The sequence below is a fragment of the Vibrio sp. 03-59-1 genome (assembly GCF_013114135.1).
In the GTDB taxonomy this organism is placed as follows: Bacteria; Pseudomonadota; Gammaproteobacteria; order Enterobacterales; family Vibrionaceae; genus Vibrio; species Vibrio cortegadensis.
Genome location: NZ_VTYA01000008.1, coordinates 134768 through 152246, shown reverse-complemented (window position 1 = coordinate 152246; position 17479 = coordinate 134768). Strand labels below are relative to the sequence as shown.

The window sequence follows — 17479 nt, the reverse complement described above, 5'->3', positions numbered from 1 at the left end:
GATTGAATATACCTATCAAGCGCTGAACGATCAAGTATTGGTTAGATTGATTAGGCGATGTCGTGTTTAAGATTAATTTGATATTGAGGTTTGTATCAGCCGAAGAAATGCGAAGTAAGGCATTGTTGTTATAAATAGAGTCGCTATCAAAAATAATGAAATACGCCACTTTTTTCTCGAATATTATATTCACTACGTTTTTATTTTATTTATTAAAATGAAAATATACAGATATTAAGATCCCATTAACATTTAAATATAATTCTAGTCATTTTTGTCTTGTTTGATGTAAGAATTCATTCTCATTCGTGTTTATCTGGTTGCCTATTGGATACTATTGGGCGTTAAAGTGACTTTCTTTGTTTCCAAAATAAGCTTAATTACCTTTTCGATAAAGTTATAAAAATCACTAACTAACTGTTTTTATTTGCATTGTTGTATTTTTCGTATGTTTTGAGTGGTTTAATGTCACAAATGATACTGCTTTGTTAATTGTTATGAGTATTTAGAGGTAGTCAGACGGTTTTAAATGTCTAGAATATATTTCACAAGAGTGATTATTGAAATGAATTCTTGGTAATAAAAATATTACTAACAGCAAAAAAACAATAACTATTAGTGAACAATATCATGTTAAATTTGATTATCTCTACAATACCGATTGTCCTTTTAATTTGGATGATGACCAAGAAAAATGCATTACCATCCCATTTTGCACTGCCTATCACTGCATTACTGGTCGGAATATTTCAACTGTTTTACTTTGGCGCAAACCTGACGGACCTTAGCGCGAACATCATTGCTGGTAGCCTTTCGGCTATCACTCCAATCTCAATTATCGCAGGGGCTATTTTACTAAACAGAACGATTGCACTGTCAGGGGCGGAGACCGTTATTCGCCACTGGCTAGAGAGCATCAGCCGTAACCAAATCGCGCAACTGATGATTATTGGCTGGGCATTTGCCTTCATGATCGAAGGGGCATCCGGTTTTGGAACCCCTGCGGCCATTGCGGCGCCTATCCTTGTCGGTTTAGGTTTTCCTCCACTAAGAGTGGCAATGCTAGCACTTATCATGAACTCGGTTCCGGTTTCGTTTGGTGCGGTAGGAACTCCGACATGGTTTGGTTTCGGTGGCCTGAATTTAGATGAAGCATCACTGCTCACTATTGGTCAATATTCTGCGTTTCTACATACCGTGGCTGCGACCGTTATTCCTGTGATAGCTCTGAGCTTTGTCGTCGATTGGCGTGCGATTGCTAGGAACTTTATCTTTGTCCAATTGAGTATTTTTTCATGCACAGTGCCATATTTGCTGTTCGCTCAGTGGAACTATGAATTCCCAGCATTAGTCGGTGGAGCCATTGGTCTATCTATCTCAATTTTGCTTGCTCGATTCAATATAGGGATGGAAAAGCAGGACGCGAGTGATGAAGCGCCTGCCAAAAAGATTCCATTTGCTCAAGTTATCAAAGCCATGAGCCCGACATTATTGCTGATTGCTATCTTGATTGTGACTCGAATTCAGCAGCTAGGAATCAAAGCCTTGCTGGTGGATGCCACACCAATGCTGCATTTCAACCTAGGTTGGTTTGGCGAGTTCAGTGTAAGCCATGCGTTGATCATTAAGTTTGCCCATATTCTCGGAACCGACACCAGTTGGGCATATAAAACGCTATATGTCCCTGCTCTAATCCCATTCTTTCTTGTGGTGATGATTTCAGCTGTCATTTTTGGCATGTCGAAATCACAGATGAAGCAAGTGTTTACCGAAACTGGTAGCCGAATCAAAGTGCCATTTATCGCGCTTGTTGGAGCATTGATTATGGTTAAGTTCATGATGATGGGGGGCGAAAACTCTCCGATTATGACAACAGGTCGTGCGTTCTCTGATCTTATGGGCACAAACTGGCAATTCTTTGCTTCATACCTTGGTGCTTTAGGGGCTTTCTTCTCTGGGTCTGCAACGGTATCTAACCTGACTTTCGGGGGCATTCAACAGAGTATTGCGCAAAACGTGGGCTTATCGGAACACCTGATTTTAGCGTTGCAATCGGTCGGTGGCTCAATGGGTAACATGGTCTGCATTAATAACATTATTGCGGTATCAACCATCTTGGGTATTTCCAATAAAGAAGGTTACATCATCAAGCGGACTGTCGTTCCTATGATTTTATACGGCGTAATCGTGGCTGTGGTGAGCTTAGCAATCTAAACCAATTTGGCTCACCCACCTGTAGTAGGGGCTTTGGAAACAGAGCGCGAGGGTGAGCTTACTTCTATATTTGTTAAAGAAACAATTTGCTAAAGAAACAATTTATTAAAGCAATAATTTATTAAAGAAAAAATCTATTAAGAAAATGGATCTTTTAACTGGAGCAATACTATGAAGGTTAACTTTTTTGTTACTTGTCTTTGTGACACGGTAAAAGCAGATGTCGCGAAAAAAACAGTCCTTTTACTTGAAGATCTTGGCTGTGAAATTATTTTTCCAAAGCAACAGAGCTGCTGTGGTCAACCTTCTATCAATAGTGGTTACATTGATCAGAGCAAGCCGGGAATGAAGAACTTAATTACGGCATTTGAAAGTAATGACTATCCAATTGTGACTCCAGCGGGCTCTTGCGCGGCATCGATAAAAAAATACCCTGAGTACTTGGCTGATGAGCCAGAGTGGGCAGAAAGAGCGCAAAAAGTAGCGGATCGTTTTTTTGAATTAACACAATTTATTGTTAACCACCTTGGTGTGACGAACGTTGGTGCTCGCTTGAAAGGGCGTGGTGTCTATCATCCATCATGCAGCCTTATCCGTAAATTAGGGGTAAGGGAAGAGCCACTTAAGCTTTTGGCAAATGTGGAAGGCTTGGAGATGGTCCCAATTAAAAACCAAGAGACATGCTGTGGATTTGGCGGAACATTTTCGGTCAAGATGTCTGAAATTTCAGGTGAAATGGTAAAAGAGAAAGTCCAGCATATTAGTGCCGTAGAGCCTGAATATCTTATCGGGGCGGACATTAGTTGTTTGATCAATATTGGTGGCCGTATGACTCGTGAAGGGCAGCCAATTAAAGTAATGCACATTGTCGATGTTCTGTTAAGCCGATAGGAGTTAAGAACCATGTCTATGAAAACCAGTGACGTTAAGTTCAAGCAACGAATTGACGTACAGATGAAAGATGACTTCATGCGTAAATCTGTCGCGAATGCGCAAGAACGTATGTTTACTAATCGCCAAATTGCCGCAGATAAACTTGGTAATTGGGATCAATGGCGTGAGATGGGGATGGACGTCCGTAATCATGTGCTTGAAAATTTAGATTACTATTTGCATCAGCTCAGTGAAAAGGTGCTCGATAATGGTGGGCATGTCCATTTTGCGAAGACAGCGCAAGAAGCGACGGATTACATTGAACAGATCATCAAAGATAAAAACGCTCAAAAAGTCGTGAAATCAAAATCGATGGTGACTGAAGAGATCGGCTTGAATCAGATGATCGAACGTAATAACTGCGAAGTGATCGAGACGGATTTAGGCGAATATATTTTGCAAGTGGATGATTGCGATCCACCTTCACACATTGTGGTGCCAGCGCTGCATAAAAACAGAACTCAAATTAAAGATATCTTCAAAGACAAATTGAATTATCAAGGCAGTAATGATCCTGAAGAGATGACGCGCTTTGTTCGCGACCATATTCGTCACGATTTCTTAGAAGCGGATATTGGCATTACGGGTTGTAACTTTGCGGTCGCAGAGTCAGGCACTGTCGCCTTGGTGACCAATGAAGGCAATGCTCGCTTAGCGACGAGTTTGCCGAAAACCCATATTGCCGTGATGGGCATGGAGCGAATTGTTCCAACATTTGAAGAGTTAGATATTGTTATCAGCTTACTGTGCCGTAGTGCGGTTGGTATCCCTTTGACGGGGTATGTGACTGCACTTACAGGGCCAAGAGAAGATGAGCAGTGCGATGGGCCAGAAGAGTTTCATCTGGTGATTGTCGATAACGGTCGCTCGGATATTTTAGGTTCTGAGTTTAAAGATATTCTACGCTGCGTTCGATGTGCGGCGTGTGTGAATACGTGCCCTGCCTATCGCCATATTGGTGGTCAATCTTATGGTTCGATCTATTCAGGCCCAATTGGAGCGGTGTTGTCTCCTCTGCTGGGTGGATACGATGATTTCAAAGATCTTCCTTACGCATGTAGCTTGTGTAAAGCCTGTCATGACGTGTGTCCGGTAAAAATTCCGCTTTCCGATCTGCTGATGAAGCACCGTGAAAAAATGGCGGAGCAGGGCATCACACCATTAAGTGAACGAGCGGTAGTTCGTGGATTCAATATACTAAATGCTACCCCGATGTTGTGGAATACCGGGGTGAAAATTGGTGCCTCAGTGGCTGGTAAAATTATCAAAAACGGAAAAATGCCGCTGAACGTTGGTGCTATTGGTAAGTGGGCACAAACCCGTGATCTACCAGAGCCGGATGGACAATCATTCCGAAGCTGGTTTGAAACAAGAAATAAGAAGTAGGAGCGGTGGTTATGTCATGTGATAAAACAGTAGATAGAGAACAACGCCTCCATAATCGAGAGTCGTTTTTAAACAATATTGCGAGCAAACTTGGTCGGGATAAGCCATTAGAGCAGGTCGAACGTCCAGAGTTAAAACATACTTGTCACAAAGAAGTGATGGCAACGTTAAGTCAAGATGAGCTGAAAACAGAATTACTGCATTACACTCAAACGGCTCTTGGTGCAAAAGCCATCGTAACAACGGCATCGCAACTAGAAGCGACTCTAAAAGAGGTCTGTTTGTCGTACTGCGAAGATGATCAAGGTGAACCAGTCGAAGGCGACACACTTTTTTCTGCATCTGAGCGTTTATTAGCGTTGATTTCACCTCAAGCGCTGGCGACAGATCGCCATCATGTTCATGTTTGGGACCAAAGCGCAGGCTATGATGCCAACATTTTGATTGCTGAACGCGCGAAAGTAGGGGTGGTGTTTGCTGAACAAGCGCTTGCTGAGTCTGGAACGATGGTGTTGTACAGCCATCCAGCGCAAGGCCGTGCGATAAGCTTGTTACCTGAAGCCTCGGTTTTTGTCGTACCGAAAAGTACGCTGGTGGCGCGGCTAACTCAAGCGACCGATGTGTTGCACGAAAAAGCCAAGCGTGGCGAACGTTTACCGTCATGCGTCAATTTTATCTCAGGGCCAAGCTCAACGGCAGATATTGAATTGATCAAAGTGGTTGGGGTGCATGGGCCAATTTACGCCACTTATATCGTCATTGATGACATGTAATCGAATGGTCTGGCTCATGATTGCTTATTTGTAAGATGATCGATCCATTCGATGAGTAAGAATTTACCTTTCGGGAGCAGGGTAAGTGGGCACATTCACTAGAAAGAGAGAAGTGAATGTGCCCTTTTTATTTGCTGAGACAAACGTTTCGTAACTTTTCGTGAAGTCAGAGTAAATCTTATGAGGGGCATGCGTCGTTTAAAATGAGAGAAATGTATATACTCAATTTATCATTACAAAAGCTAGAGATACGTAAATGCCACAGATAGATGACCTTGTTTTGTTTACTCAAGTTGTTGAATTTGGTTCATTTAGCAAGGTTGCTGAAGCGAACAACATTACAAAATCAATGGTAAGTAAGCGGGTGAGTAAATTAGAGGCAGATTTAGGTACTCAACTTTTGTATCGCACTACAAGAAAACTTACATTAACAGAGGCGGGAGAGGTTCTCTATTATCGAGCGAAAGACATTAACTCCGCAGCGAAAGCGGCTTTTGATGCGATAACTGGGTATAACGAAAACTTATCTGGTCACATTCGGATGTCTGTCCCTACGATATCGGGTGAGTTATTGCTGGCGAAAGCAATTTCAGACTTTTGTCAGGAGCATCCTGGGCTAACTGTTGATATGTCGATGGACAATAATTTTGTCGATTTGGTGGCGGATAATTATGATCTCGTCATTCGAACGGGGTACTTGGAAGATTCCAGCTTGATTGCCCGCTACATTTTTAATTCACATTGGATAATCTGTGCGTCTCCTGAATATTTACAAGAGCATGGCATCCCTGAAACACCCAAAGATTTACGCCATCATAACTGTATTGGTTACACTCATGAAAGCAGCGGAACATTTGATTGGCAATTCAAAAATAATAGCGATGTATACACATTAAAAGTGACGGGTAATTTCTCGTCTGATAACTCTGCGGCATTAAGGCAGTGCGCCCTTGCCAATAATGGGGTGGCGTACCTTCCAACCTGTTTGGTGTATGACGATATTCAGCAAGGAAAGTTGGTTGAAATATTAAAACCATACAGCAATAAAGTGGTCGGTATTTATGCGGTATACCCTTATACAAAAAAACCAGCTAAACGTATTCAGGCGCTCATTGAACACATTCGTCAGCGCTATATCGATATACAAGAGTGCTTTTAATCGATAAGTAACGACAAATACAGTGAATCATCACTCATCAACTATTGCCAAGTGATTAAACTCTAAAAGCCACACTATCTATTAACGCTTTAAATAAAGATTGAGCCGCAGGACCTGTCTTTGCACCTTTAGGGAGAGTGAGGTGTAAAGGGACTTGGTAGCGTTGTGCATTTTCTACATTGAGAATGACAACACTGTCATCGTTTTTGGATTTAATCACATGCTCAGGTAGGCGACAAAACCCTACGCCTTGTTGTACGGCTTGCCAAGCGTGATCGAAATTGTCTACGGTAATTCTCTGGCGTGCTTTTAACCATCCAACATCTTGCGCAGTATCTTCCCCTAAATCCCTTACAACAATTTGGCACGTGGTTGTGAAATCATTTAAGTTAAGCAGCTCCTTTTGGGCTAACGGGTGATGTTTTTCTATTACAGGCAGCATGGTAGCGATTCCAAAAGCTTCAGATGAATAGTTAGTGATAGGCAGAGTAATGATCGCAATGTCGGCTTGTTGAGTCACCACCATCTCTGTTGTTTTGGATAGCGATGTTTCGACGACTTGAATAGAAGTACTGCTATTTTGTTCAAGGTAGCGCGAGAGCGGTTCATAAAGCCATTGCCGATCGCATAGGTGATCAATCGCAATGGTGATCTCCGATTCAATGCCCTGAGCCAATTGAGTGCTGATCTCTTCTAGCTCTCGTGCTTGCTCAAGCATTGAACCAGCCCGACGTAATAAAGACTTTCCACTATCCGTGAGCACGGCTTTTCGTCCTACGATTTGAACGAGGGATACCCCAAGCTGATCCTCAAGTTTACGTAATGCATAAATCAGGGTGGTGTGGCTTTTATTGAGTTGTGCCGCCGCAGCTTGAATGCTTCCAGCACGGTCAATCTCATATAAGGTTAGCCACTGATCTAAGGTCGTTTTTAATCTCATTGGTCTAATTTTTCTACAGTAATGTACGGTTTTATGAACTTTAATGTTTAATTTATACAGGTATTATTATTGCACACCGAGTCAATCAACGGATGAAAAATATTCTGATTGGGCGGTTTTGTTCAGTATTGATATTAAATTTGGAGACACATGATGAATAAATTACTACAAGTTGATTTTGATTACTCAGGCCCATTTGGTGAAGAGATGGCGACAATGCTAGTCGGGCTTGCTGAATCCATCAACCATGAACCAGGAATGATTTGGAAAATCTGGACTGAAAGTGAAGTGCTACAATTAGGCGGCGGTATCTACCTGTTTGAAGATGAAGCAAGCGCAAAAAATTATTTGGAAATGCACAGTGCTCGTTTAGGCGAAATGGGTATCACCAATATCGTTGGTAAAACTTTCGACGTAAACGAAACGCTTTCCTTGATCAATAAAGGCCCAATTAGCGCGCGTTCATAAATGTGCTGGTTGAGGTAAAAAGGTTGATGTGAGGAAGAGGAGTAACAGATGAATAATAAAATGTTTTTAACAGTGCACGGTGCTATCTATACTGTATTTGCAATCGCACTGTTCGTGGTCCCTAGCATAATGTGGCCAATGTATGGCTTGGAAATTAATGATCAATACGCCTATTTTCTTTCCCAACATACGTCGATATTTCTGGGTGGGATTGGTGCAATAAGTCTATTACTACGAGATATTGAAGTCGGAAAATTGGCGAGGAATCTGTTTCTTGCTCTGACTATTCTCAACCTGTTAGGCGTTGCGATTACTTTGTACGCTGGCATTATCGGCATTTTCACCGGTTTTGGTTGGAGTGATCCAGCATTTTTTAGTCTGTTATCGCTATTTAGCTATCTCCAATTTAAAAAGCAGTAATGAAGAGTAGGCACCTAGAATGCAAAAGAGGGTGAGAGTAGATGATACTCTCACCCTCTTTTTGTATGTGTCATATACAAAGAGAACTGTTTCTGCTTTTAAATATGACAGATACAAAAAAGGCCGCTCAATGAGCGACCTTTTGAAATTCTTTACTTAAAGTAAGAATTACTCAGCAACAACGTTTGCTGCTTGAAGACCTTTAGGGCCTTGCTCTACTTCAAAAGACACTTTTTGGCCTTCAGCAAGAGTTTTGAAACCTTCAGAAGCGATTGCACGGAAGTGTACGAATACGTCAGCGCCGCCGTTGTCTTGAGTTAGGAAACCGAAACCTTTAGTTTCGTTGAACCATTTTACGCTACCAGTTGTTTTAGACATATTATGTCCCTTATATAAATTCGTTGAGGAAAAAAATCGCCAATGCGATTTGCTGAGATTCGAATTATCGATGTTACGATGAAGCCAAGGGAAACTCTTAAAACACAAACGGTTACGCAAATGAATCTAGGTCTTTCTTTACTTACTTGTTTCATTAATAACTCTGAACTACAGAGTGAGCGCTATCATATAGAGTTTTCGAACCGTGTAAAGCTTTTTGGTAAGTTTTTTCAAAAGATACGCAGTAAAAAAGCGAATAAATCAGTGACTCTTTGTATTTGCTCAGTTTATAAAATTAAGGGTTGAACAAATTCGTCTAAAAATATTCAACCCATTTCAATCGACTAGCGGACTTGTGCGGCAATCACTGAAATTTCGACCAGCAGTTCTTCTCTTGCCATACTCGCTTCTACACAAGCACGAGCAGGAGCATGACCTTCTGGTACCCAAGCATCCCATACTGCGTTCATCTCAGCAAAGTCAGCCATTGTTTTCACATAGATAGTGGCAGAAAGCATACTTTCACGGTTTGAACCGTAGTTCGTTAGCAATTCATCCACTTTGTCCAACATGGTTTGAGTTTGCTCTGTAATGTCTTTTGTTGAGTCTTTCGCTACTTGCCCACAAAGGTAGATTACTCCGTTATGCACAACGGCACGGCTCATACGCTGTTTGGTTTCGTTTCTTTCAATTTTTGTATTTAGTTTTGACATCATTTATTCCTATGCATAGCGTTTGAATTGAACGTAGATGAATGGCACAAGCTTTCAATTCCACTTAATCGGCGCAATCATCCCTGTTTACTATGGGAGATTCAAGTGGCTTAAAATCAAATTGATTCCTTTGTGATAATAAGTTGTTTGAGTGAGCTTTTCGCCATAGCATGTTGTGATAACTGGGTACTTAGATCGTAGAGGAAAGGATGAGCATAATTTTAGAGTGCATACGAGCGGTTGGTCGAGGTGAGCGAGGGAGAAAACCTCTCTCATTTGAGCAAGCGTATCAAGTCATGGATGAATACCTTGATGGCCAAGTGGGCGATGACCAAATGGCGATGCTCCTTATGCTGATTAGAGTGCAGAATGAGACCAATGCTGAAATTGCTGGTTTTGTTAAAGCGTTTCAATCAAGAGTGCCAAACATGGGTGTCGATATTGATTGGCCATGCTATGCCGGTAAGCGTAATGATAAAAGCAGTGCGAAACCTTGGCATCTGTTGGCTGCTAATATCCTTGCTCATAATGGCTTCAGGGTCTTAATGCATGGTTATATGGATAAACCGAGTGGGCGTGAACACGCTGAGAGCTATCTACATTTGTTTAATATTGTCCCTGCTGAATCGGTCGAACAAGCACAAGAGCATCTGAGCCAATCCAATATTGCTTACTTACCTTTAGACAGTTTTGCTCCACAAGCGAAAACAATGTTAGGTTGGAAAAACCGCTATGGCCTACGTACGCCAATTAACACAGTCGTAAGAGCACTGAACCCTGGCGGGGGGCGTTTGGGGCTTCGTGGTAGCTTTCATCCCGGTTTTCAACAGCTTCATGCAGAAGTTGAGCATGTGATTGGGATTAAGTCACACTCAGTTATCTCTTTTAAAGGTCAGTCCGGTGAATCTGAATATAACCCTAAAGTGAGTCAAACGGTGTGGATGAGCACGCCTGAAGGTGTTGAATCGTACTACTGGCCAGAAATGATGTCAGAGGATATCCCACTGCCGTCTTCATGCATTTTAGGGACGCCTGACAGCGAGTTGGTATTAATGGCGAATGCCGTGGTTGATACGATGAGTGCGGTTTTGTTTGCAGATCTGCACGATAGAGAATTGGCCTATAAACAGGCTCTTGAATATTGGCAGTCATATTGCCAATCAAACGGATAAGACTTTGAGCTGATCATCCACATTGCACTTATTTTTAAGTTAATAAGTAAGTGCAATGTGCCTACCTACTTTACTCGCATAAGTTGGTGGTGTTGATCGCCAAATTGGAAGGAATTCACCTGCGATATTGCCATTTTTTCTACTTGTTCTAACATTTCGACAGAATAATTACGCTGTTTCATCCACTGTAGAGATTCACTAAAACTATCTTCATTAATAATGAATGACTGATCTTTAAATGTACTTTCAGTAATACGGATAACCCAGATCCTAGATTGAAAGTCTAAAGCGTCCATAATGTGGTGAGATATCCCTTGGTAGAGCTTAGTGAAATAGTGTTTCATGGTATTAGTCAACTTTCTTAGTTTCGTCGTGGAAGGCGTCACATTGTTCATTCAAACGTTTGTCACCATACTTACTCTTATTGGCAAATACAATTAATGCACCAATGCCATTGAGCATGAGTGACACCAGTTAGCCGTTTACAAACAAATGGAGAAGACTATGCCGAAAGTGCTATATAAGCGGGCGTTTATCATTGCTTTGGTGGTAGGCAGCATTTTGAATGTAATCAATCAGTATGATGCAATTTGGGGACTAGAGGTTTTTAGTTGGACCAAAGCGCTGCTAACTTACTGTGTCCCCTTTATTGTTTCACTCGTGAGCGCAGTGTTCACCATGCGAGATGTAGAAAAAACACGATGAGAAAAAAATAAATTTCTCTATTAACCCTCCCCAAGCCCTTTTATTTCAACGTTCTTGCTAGTGATAGGTTTTGCCTATTAATAAAATTGTTGTAATCCATTTAGTAAAATCAAGAAATTAGACAACAATTACTCTATAGGCAGCATAATGTGGCTGTATAAGGAGATAGATATGGAATCATTGAGAGTTCGAGATTATATGACTCAGCGCGCGGTAACATTCACCGTTGATATGCCTTTAAGTGCCGCTTTAGACAAAGTCATGAAAACGGACCATTTAGGCGGCCCTGTTATTAATGATGCCGAAGAGGTCATCGGTTTCTTATCCGAGCAAGATTTACTCGATAAATTGGTGAAGGTGAGCTATTTCTGTCAAGACACGCATATTGTTGGTGACTGTATGCATGCAGAGGTTTTGTCTGTGAGCCCTGATATGACTATTATCGATTTAGCGGGGATGATGAAAGTAGGAAAGCCGAAAGTGTACCCAGTGATTGATAATAAAAAACTGGTTGGCATTATTACTCGTCGTGATGTTCTAAGAGCGATAGGTAAAAATCTCGAAGAGTGTTTCAAGCACCCAGTGTGATGGATTTATTCTGTAGAGAAATAGAGAAATAGAGAAATAGAGAAATAAGCAAGGGGCGCCAAGAGCGCCTTTTGTTGTTCAAGCGATATAATGATAGTGATAAAAACGATGATGACGGAGAGTCAATGACCACACAGAACGCTAAGTTTGTTGAAGGCTCAACAATGAAACACATTCTAGTAATGACAGGGTCAGGCTCTATCGGCTTGATGGCGCTGTTCGTGGTTGATCTATTAGATATGCTGTTCATTAGTATGTTGGGACAAGTGGAGTTAGCGGCTGCGGTTGGTTTTGCTGGAACATTGACCTTTTTTACCACCTCCGTTTCAATCGGGACTTCAATTGCGATGGGGGCGTTGGTTTCAAAGTCCATCGGAGCAAAACAGGCACAGACCGCTAGGCAATTAAGCGTCAGCATATTGATTACTGCATTTTTTATTAGTGTCTTAGTGACAAGTGTGATGTTCACTTATATACCTGAGCTGTTGTCTGCAATAGGCGCAAAAGGTCTTGCGGCAGAAAGAGCAGAAGCGTATTTGCGTATTTTATTACCAAGCAGTCCTTTTATTGCATTAGCGATGGCGGCAGGAGCAGGGCTAAGAGCGGCAGGCGATGCCAAGCGTTCAATGTGGGCGACGCTGTCTGGCGGTATTGTTAATGCGATCCTTGACCCCATTTTTATTTTTGGTTTTGGTTGGAACGTTGAAGGTGCAGCATTGGCATCTGTATTTGCAAGAGCAACGGTTCTCTTCTTTTCCCTATACCCTCTTATTCGTGTTCATAACTTAGTCGCGGTTCCCAATTTCTCAGCATGGCAACTGCATATCAGGAATATTCTGGCCATCGCATTGCCCGCCATTCTGACTAATACCGCGACACCTATTGGTAATGCCATAGTGACCTCAGCCATCGCGCAATTTGGAGAAGACTTTGTGGCTGGCTACGCGGTTGTCGGGCGTCTGACTCCTGTCTGCTTTGCGGTGATATTTGCACTGTCTGGTGCTGTTGGACCGATCATTGGTCAAAACTTTGGTGCCAATAAAATCACGCGAGTGAAGGAAACGTTGAGTAACTCTTTGGTGGTGACCACTGTTTATACGATGGTGGTTTGTAGCGTTCTTTATTTGGTGCAAGATTTCATTGTGGCAGCGTTTAGTTTGCAAGGGGATGCCGCTGTCATGTTAAAGGCCTTTTGTACATACGTTGCGATCACTTTTGTGTTTAATGGGGCACTGTTTGTTGCGAATACGTCATTCAATAATTTGGGCAAACCCATCTATTCAACGGTTTTAAATCTGGGGAAAGCGACATTAGGCACGCTACCATTTGTTACCCTTGGAGCATATTGGCACGGGGCCCTTGGTGTACTATATGGTCAAGCGATAGGTAATATTCTATTTGGCTTAATTGCGATATGGGCTTTGCGTCATCACATTGCTGAAATAATGAAAAACAGTGACGTTCCTGATGAAGACGATGATGATCCCGCCATCATTTGTATCAATACACAGCCATTTTGTTCACATGATGCCATTTTGATTGATGAAGTTGCGATTGATGAAGATGAAATCGAAAAAACGAATGTAGCACGATAGTTTTTCTTGACCTTGGAGCTAACTCCAAGGTGTATGATTTATTCATACTTTAATAAGGATAACTATATGTGTACTAAACATGATGCGTGCTGTTCAAGCAAAACAGGTGTTAATCCCCCTAGCAAGGGAAGTTGTTCAAGCCCAACCATTACGACGATTTCTGCTGAAGGCACGGCACAAACGGCAGGTTGCTGTGAAACAGAAAGTGGTGGTTCAAGTTGCTGTGGTACAGACCCCGCGGAAGAGGACAGTCAGCCCTTAACATCAAATAGTCACTACTCTCAAAGCTGGAAAGTTTCAGGGATGGATTGCCCATCTTGTGCTCGAAAGATTGAAACGGCGATTCAGAACGTTGAAGGTGTCGTTAACGCTAAAGTCTTATTTGCCACAGAAAAACTGGTCGTCAACTTTGATGATCCATCGCTTGCCGAACATATCGAAAAAGTGGCGAAAAAAACGGGCTTTCCTCTGCGGTCAACAACCGCTCCCAGTTCCGAACCTCAAACTTCTGGTTGGCAGTCTGTATTAAAGGCCAATGCTCAAATTATTGCGATAGCCTCAGCGATGGCAATAGGTGCTTTGATCAAACCTATTGCTCCAGAATTTAGCCAGTGGGTCTTTATCCTTACCTGCTTACTCGGCTTGTTCCCCGTAACAAAGAAAGCGATCACTTTAGCCAAGTCAGGCACGCCATTTGCGATTGAAACCTTAATGAGTGTCGCAGCGCTTGGGGCTTTGTACCTTGGTGAAACCGTTGAAGCAGCAATGGTACTGCTACTATTCCTTATCGGAGAACGACTTGAAGCCTTTGCCGCTTCGAGGGCGCGTAGTGGTGTACAAGCATTAATGGCATTAGTACCAGAGTCGGCAGTGAAAATTGTTAACGGTGAGCGAGTTGAAGTCTCAGCTAGTGAACTAACACCAGGTGATGTCATCGAAGTCTCTCCAGGTTCGCGTTTACCCGCAGATGGTCAGTTACAAGACAGTAACGCCAGCTTTGATGAGAGTGCATTAACAGGTGAGTCGATCCCTGTTGAGCGTTTTAAAGGCGAAGGTGTGATGGCAGGTGCCGTAGTAGTCGATAAAGTGGTGCGCTTTTCTATCACTTCTAAGCAGGGCGAAAACGCGATAGATCGAATTCTGCACCTAATAGAAGAGGCGGAATCTCGTAAAGCACCTCTTGAGCGATTTTTAGATAAGTTCAGTCGTTGGTATACGCCACTCATGATGTTGGTCTCACTGCTGGTTATCATTACGCCGCCACTATTGTTTGCTCAACCTTGGGAAACTTGGGTTTATCGCGGTTTAGCATTGTTATTAATTGCATGTCCTTGTGCACTAGTGATTTCAACACCAGCGGCGATTACTTCAGGGCTAGCGGCAGGGGCGAGACGAGGTGCTTTAATTAAAGGTGGCGCGGCGCTGGAACAGCTAGGAAAAATTGAAACGATTGCTTTCGATAAAACCGGTACTTTAACGAAAGGCAAACCAGAAGTAACCGATGTGATCACTCTGAATGGGTGGCAAGAAGAGGCTTTTTTACGGGTGGTTTCGGCAATTGAAGTCGGTTCAAGTCACCCGCTTGCAATCTCTCTAGTTAGAAAAGCGGAGAGCTTGGGGATTGATATTCCTGAAGCCATCAATAAGCAGGCTTTAGTTGGAAGTGGCGTTCGAGGAGAACTCGATGGGGCGGAATATTATATTTTAGCGCCAACGAAAATGAACGTTGAGCTAGAGAGTGATGTTCTAGATAGGATCCACCAGCTTGAAGAGCAGGGTAAAACCGTTGTTGTCGCCAGTTCAGATACCGCGGCGATTGGTATTATTGCGTGGCAAGATACTCTTCGTGAAGATGCTCATCAAGCTATTGAAGCACTGAAAAAATTGGGTATTAACTCCGTTATGTTGACAGGAGATAATCCGCGTAGTGCTGCAGCCATTAGTCAGAAAATCGGGATTGATTTTAAAGCAAGCCTACTGCCTAAGGATAAAGTGACCTATGTGGATAAGCTATCGGCAGACTCTGTCGTTGGTATGGTCGGTGATGGGATTAATGATGCTCCAGCAATGAAAGCCGCGAGCGTCGGTATTGCGATGGGCGGGGGGACTGATGTCGCGCTGGAAACGGCAGACTCAGCCTTGACTCATAATCGACTGATTGAGCTTGCAGGTATGATTGAGTTATCACGTGCGACACTCAATAATATTCGTCAAAATGTCATTTTGGCGCTGGGCTTAAAGAGCGTATTTCTGGTCACAAGCCTGTTAGGTATAACAGGGTTATGGGTTGCAGTATTGGCAGACAGTGGCGCAACGGCTTTGGTGACACTTAATGCTTTACGTCTTCTTAAATTTAAATCGAAAATAGATGAATAAAATAAAACTACGGTTTTGAACTTACTGAAAGTATAACTCAATCATAGTTATTCAAAGGTGTTGAACTTCTTGGGTTCAACACCTTTTTTATGTTCGACGATAAATGCCTAGGAAAATAAATAGATAAGCAGATAAAAGAGGCTTTTTGTCATATTCAGTGCCTATACTTTGTTCGGTTTAATGTTTTTCTATCTCAAATTTATGCAACCTAGTTTTCTTTGTATGATAAAAGTGTGATGCCAACCGATTTTATGTGAAAGCGCATGTTACATCTTGCTGTTGGTTGTGATGTATATCACTCTTTATTCTTCTAAGGTTGGTTAGAGTTGTTGTGTACCCCAACCAATTTAATACGTGCTTAGCCAGCGAAGCGAAGAACTCGTTAACTAAGCCATAAAGGAGTGACTTATGTCTCAAGCTGTTTTCCACCTAGGTATTACTGAAGCTGATCTAAATGGCGCTACTCTTGCTATCATCCCTGGCGATCCGGCTCGTGTACAAAAGATTGCTGAAGAAATGGAGAACCCAGTTTTCCTAGCTAGCCACCGTGAATATACTCTTTACCGTGCAGAGCTTGATGGCAAGTCTGTTGTTGTATGTTCAACTGGTATCGGTGGTCCTTCAACTTCTATTGCTGTAGAAGAACTAGCACAGCTTGGTGTTCGTACTTTCTTACGTGTTGGTACTACTGGTGCGATTCAATCTCACGTAAACGTAGGTGACATGATCGTTACTACTGGTTCTGTTCGTTTAGACGGTGCAAGCTTGCATTTCGCTCCTATGGAATTCCCAGCTGTGGCTGATTTCGAAATCGCAACTGCAATGAAAGCTGCCGTTGAAGAGTCTGGCGCAGCCGTTCACATGGGTGTAACTGCTTCAAGTGATACTTTCTACCCAGGTCAAGAGCGTTACGATACGTTCTCTGGTCGTGTAGTTAAGCGTTTCCAAGGTTCAATGCAAGAATGGCAAGATATGGGCGTTCTTAACTTTGAAATGGAATCAGCAACATTACTTACAATGTGTGCAAGCTCAGGTCTTAAAGCGGGTTGTGTAGCGGGTGTTATCATTAACCGTACACAAAAAGAAATCCCAGATCACGCAACGTTGAAAGAGACAGAAGCGCGCTCTATTAAAGTCGTTGTAGCAGCGGCTCGTAAAATGCTTTAATTTTCTGTCCTCCGATAGATAAATAAACACGAAAAGAGCAAAGGGAAACCTTTGCTCTTTTTGTATTTTTGGACCAAATGTAAATAACTTTTAAAACAATAACTTACATTGATTATTTTATAAATTTGAACTGCCTCGAAAGTTTATTATAACCACAGGTTATAAGTTAATAGCAATTGGAATATGAATCGCTTGAAGTGATGTGAGTAATTATGCTGATAAGGTGGGTTTATTTTTCTTGTGAGGTTTTCTGATTACTTGTTATTACTGGATTGGTTAATGTTATGGGTTCTTTTTTCTGACTAAAATGTGAGTAGTAATGTGTTTTTTATGTGCTGCTAGAAAATTAAAGGTATGCGAGTCATTTAACTGTTTTTATTGAGTTTTCTGATTAATCATTCTGAAAGAGTCATTTGTGGCTGAAATTAATTCCTGTTAGCTTTTCCCGGCGCAGCTAGGACGGCGTGCGCTATTAAGGATAATAAAGTCACA

The 17479-nt window shown here is 42.2% G+C and carries 17 protein-coding genes; 13 read left to right on the top strand and 4 right to left on the bottom strand.

Annotation, left to right across the window (positions count from 1 at the left end; all coding sequences use genetic code 11):
- Nucleotides 1-630: 630 nt before the first annotated feature.
- From F0249_RS10370 to F0249_RS10350, 5 genes are all read left to right on the top strand, one after another.
- Nucleotides 631-2214, top strand: a complete 1584-nt coding sequence (locus F0249_RS10370) for an L-lactate permease (protein ID WP_171756607.1) — start codon at nucleotides 631-633, stop codon at nucleotides 2212-2214.
- Between the two features lie 171 nt (nucleotides 2215-2385).
- Complete coding sequence (locus F0249_RS10365; RefSeq protein ID WP_017052688.1) at nucleotides 2386-3105, top strand: (Fe-S)-binding protein; 720 nt, start codon at nucleotides 2386-2388, stop codon at nucleotides 3103-3105.
- 12 nt (nucleotides 3106-3117) lie between these two features.
- On the top strand, nucleotides 3118-4533 hold the full coding sequence (locus F0249_RS10360; RefSeq protein WP_113797573.1) for a LutB/LldF family L-lactate oxidation iron-sulfur protein: 1416 nt from the start codon (nucleotides 3118-3120) through the stop codon (nucleotides 4531-4533).
- A gap of 11 nt (nucleotides 4534-4544) precedes the next feature.
- Nucleotides 4545-5306: a lactate utilization protein C gene (locus F0249_RS10355; protein ID WP_171756606.1), complete on the top strand. Its 762-nt coding sequence runs from the start codon at nucleotides 4545-4547 to the stop codon at nucleotides 5304-5306.
- Nucleotides 5307-5562: 256 nt separating this feature from the next.
- Nucleotides 5563-6465, top strand: coding sequence for a LysR family transcriptional regulator (locus F0249_RS10350; protein WP_017052685.1), 903 nt, complete (start codon nucleotides 5563-5565; stop codon nucleotides 6463-6465).
- A 55-nt stretch (nucleotides 6466-6520) separates the two neighbouring features.
- Here F0249_RS10350 and F0249_RS10345 read toward each other — a convergent pair whose 3' ends face one another.
- Nucleotides 6521-7405: a LysR family transcriptional regulator gene (locus tag F0249_RS10345; protein ID WP_136993687.1), complete on the bottom strand. Its 885-nt coding sequence runs from the start codon at nucleotides 7403-7405 to the stop codon at nucleotides 6521-6523.
- 153 nt (nucleotides 7406-7558) lie between these two features.
- Between F0249_RS10345 and F0249_RS10340 the strand changes: the two genes are divergently transcribed.
- Both F0249_RS10340 and F0249_RS10335 read left to right on the top strand, forming a co-directional pair.
- Nucleotides 7559-7873, top strand: a complete 315-nt coding sequence (locus F0249_RS10340; protein WP_171756646.1) for a monooxygenase — start codon at nucleotides 7559-7561, stop codon at nucleotides 7871-7873.
- A gap of 48 nt (nucleotides 7874-7921) precedes the next feature.
- Nucleotides 7922-8293, top strand: a complete 372-nt coding sequence (locus F0249_RS10335; RefSeq protein WP_113797567.1) for a hypothetical protein — start codon at nucleotides 7922-7924, stop codon at nucleotides 8291-8293.
- A 168-nt stretch (nucleotides 8294-8461) separates the two neighbouring features.
- On the opposite strand, the gene F0249_RS10330 is transcribed toward F0249_RS10335, so the two are convergent.
- Nucleotides 8462-8671 (bottom strand): cold-shock protein, encoded by a 210-nt coding sequence (locus tag F0249_RS10330; RefSeq protein ID WP_017052680.1) that lies wholly within the window; start codon nucleotides 8669-8671, stop codon nucleotides 8462-8464.
- A 344-nt stretch (nucleotides 8672-9015) separates the two neighbouring features.
- Nucleotides 9016-9384 (bottom strand): RidA family protein, encoded by a 369-nt coding sequence (locus F0249_RS10325; RefSeq protein ID WP_171756645.1) that lies wholly within the window; start codon nucleotides 9382-9384, stop codon nucleotides 9016-9018.
- Nucleotides 9385-9593: 209 nt separating this feature from the next.
- Between F0249_RS10325 and F0249_RS10320 the strand changes: the two genes are divergently transcribed.
- On the top strand, nucleotides 9594-10556 hold the full coding sequence (locus F0249_RS10320) for a glycosyl transferase family protein (protein ID WP_113797563.1): 963 nt from the start codon (nucleotides 9594-9596) through the stop codon (nucleotides 10554-10556).
- Between the two features lie 65 nt (nucleotides 10557-10621).
- Here the strand turns inward: F0249_RS10320 and F0249_RS10315 are convergent, their stop codons facing one another.
- On the bottom strand, nucleotides 10622-10900 hold the full coding sequence (locus tag F0249_RS10315; protein WP_050988736.1) for a hypothetical protein: 279 nt from the start codon (nucleotides 10898-10900) through the stop codon (nucleotides 10622-10624).
- A gap of 160 nt (nucleotides 10901-11060) precedes the next feature.
- Between F0249_RS10315 and nrtS the strand changes: the two genes are divergently transcribed.
- From nrtS to udp, 5 genes are all read left to right on the top strand, one after another.
- On the top strand, nucleotides 11061-11261 hold the full coding sequence (nrtS, locus tag F0249_RS10310) for a nitrate/nitrite transporter NrtS (RefSeq protein ID WP_171756605.1): 201 nt from the start codon (nucleotides 11061-11063) through the stop codon (nucleotides 11259-11261).
- Nucleotides 11262-11432: 171 nt separating this feature from the next.
- Complete coding sequence (locus tag F0249_RS10305; RefSeq protein WP_017052674.1) at nucleotides 11433-11849, top strand: CBS domain-containing protein; 417 nt, start codon at nucleotides 11433-11435, stop codon at nucleotides 11847-11849.
- A gap of 125 nt (nucleotides 11850-11974) precedes the next feature.
- Nucleotides 11975-13444 (top strand): MATE family efflux transporter, encoded by a 1470-nt coding sequence (locus F0249_RS10300; protein ID WP_171756604.1) that lies wholly within the window; start codon nucleotides 11975-11977, stop codon nucleotides 13442-13444.
- 66 nt (nucleotides 13445-13510) lie between these two features.
- Nucleotides 13511-15820: a zinc/cadmium/mercury/lead-transporting ATPase gene (locus tag F0249_RS10295; RefSeq protein WP_171756603.1), complete on the top strand. Its 2310-nt coding sequence runs from the start codon at nucleotides 13511-13513 to the stop codon at nucleotides 15818-15820.
- A gap of 408 nt (nucleotides 15821-16228) precedes the next feature.
- The gene (udp, locus tag F0249_RS10290) at nucleotides 16229-16987 is read left to right on the top strand and encodes a uridine phosphorylase (protein WP_017052671.1); all 759 of its coding nucleotides are present in this window, start codon (nucleotides 16229-16231) and stop codon (nucleotides 16985-16987) included.
- Nucleotides 16988-17479 lie beyond the last annotated feature (492 nt).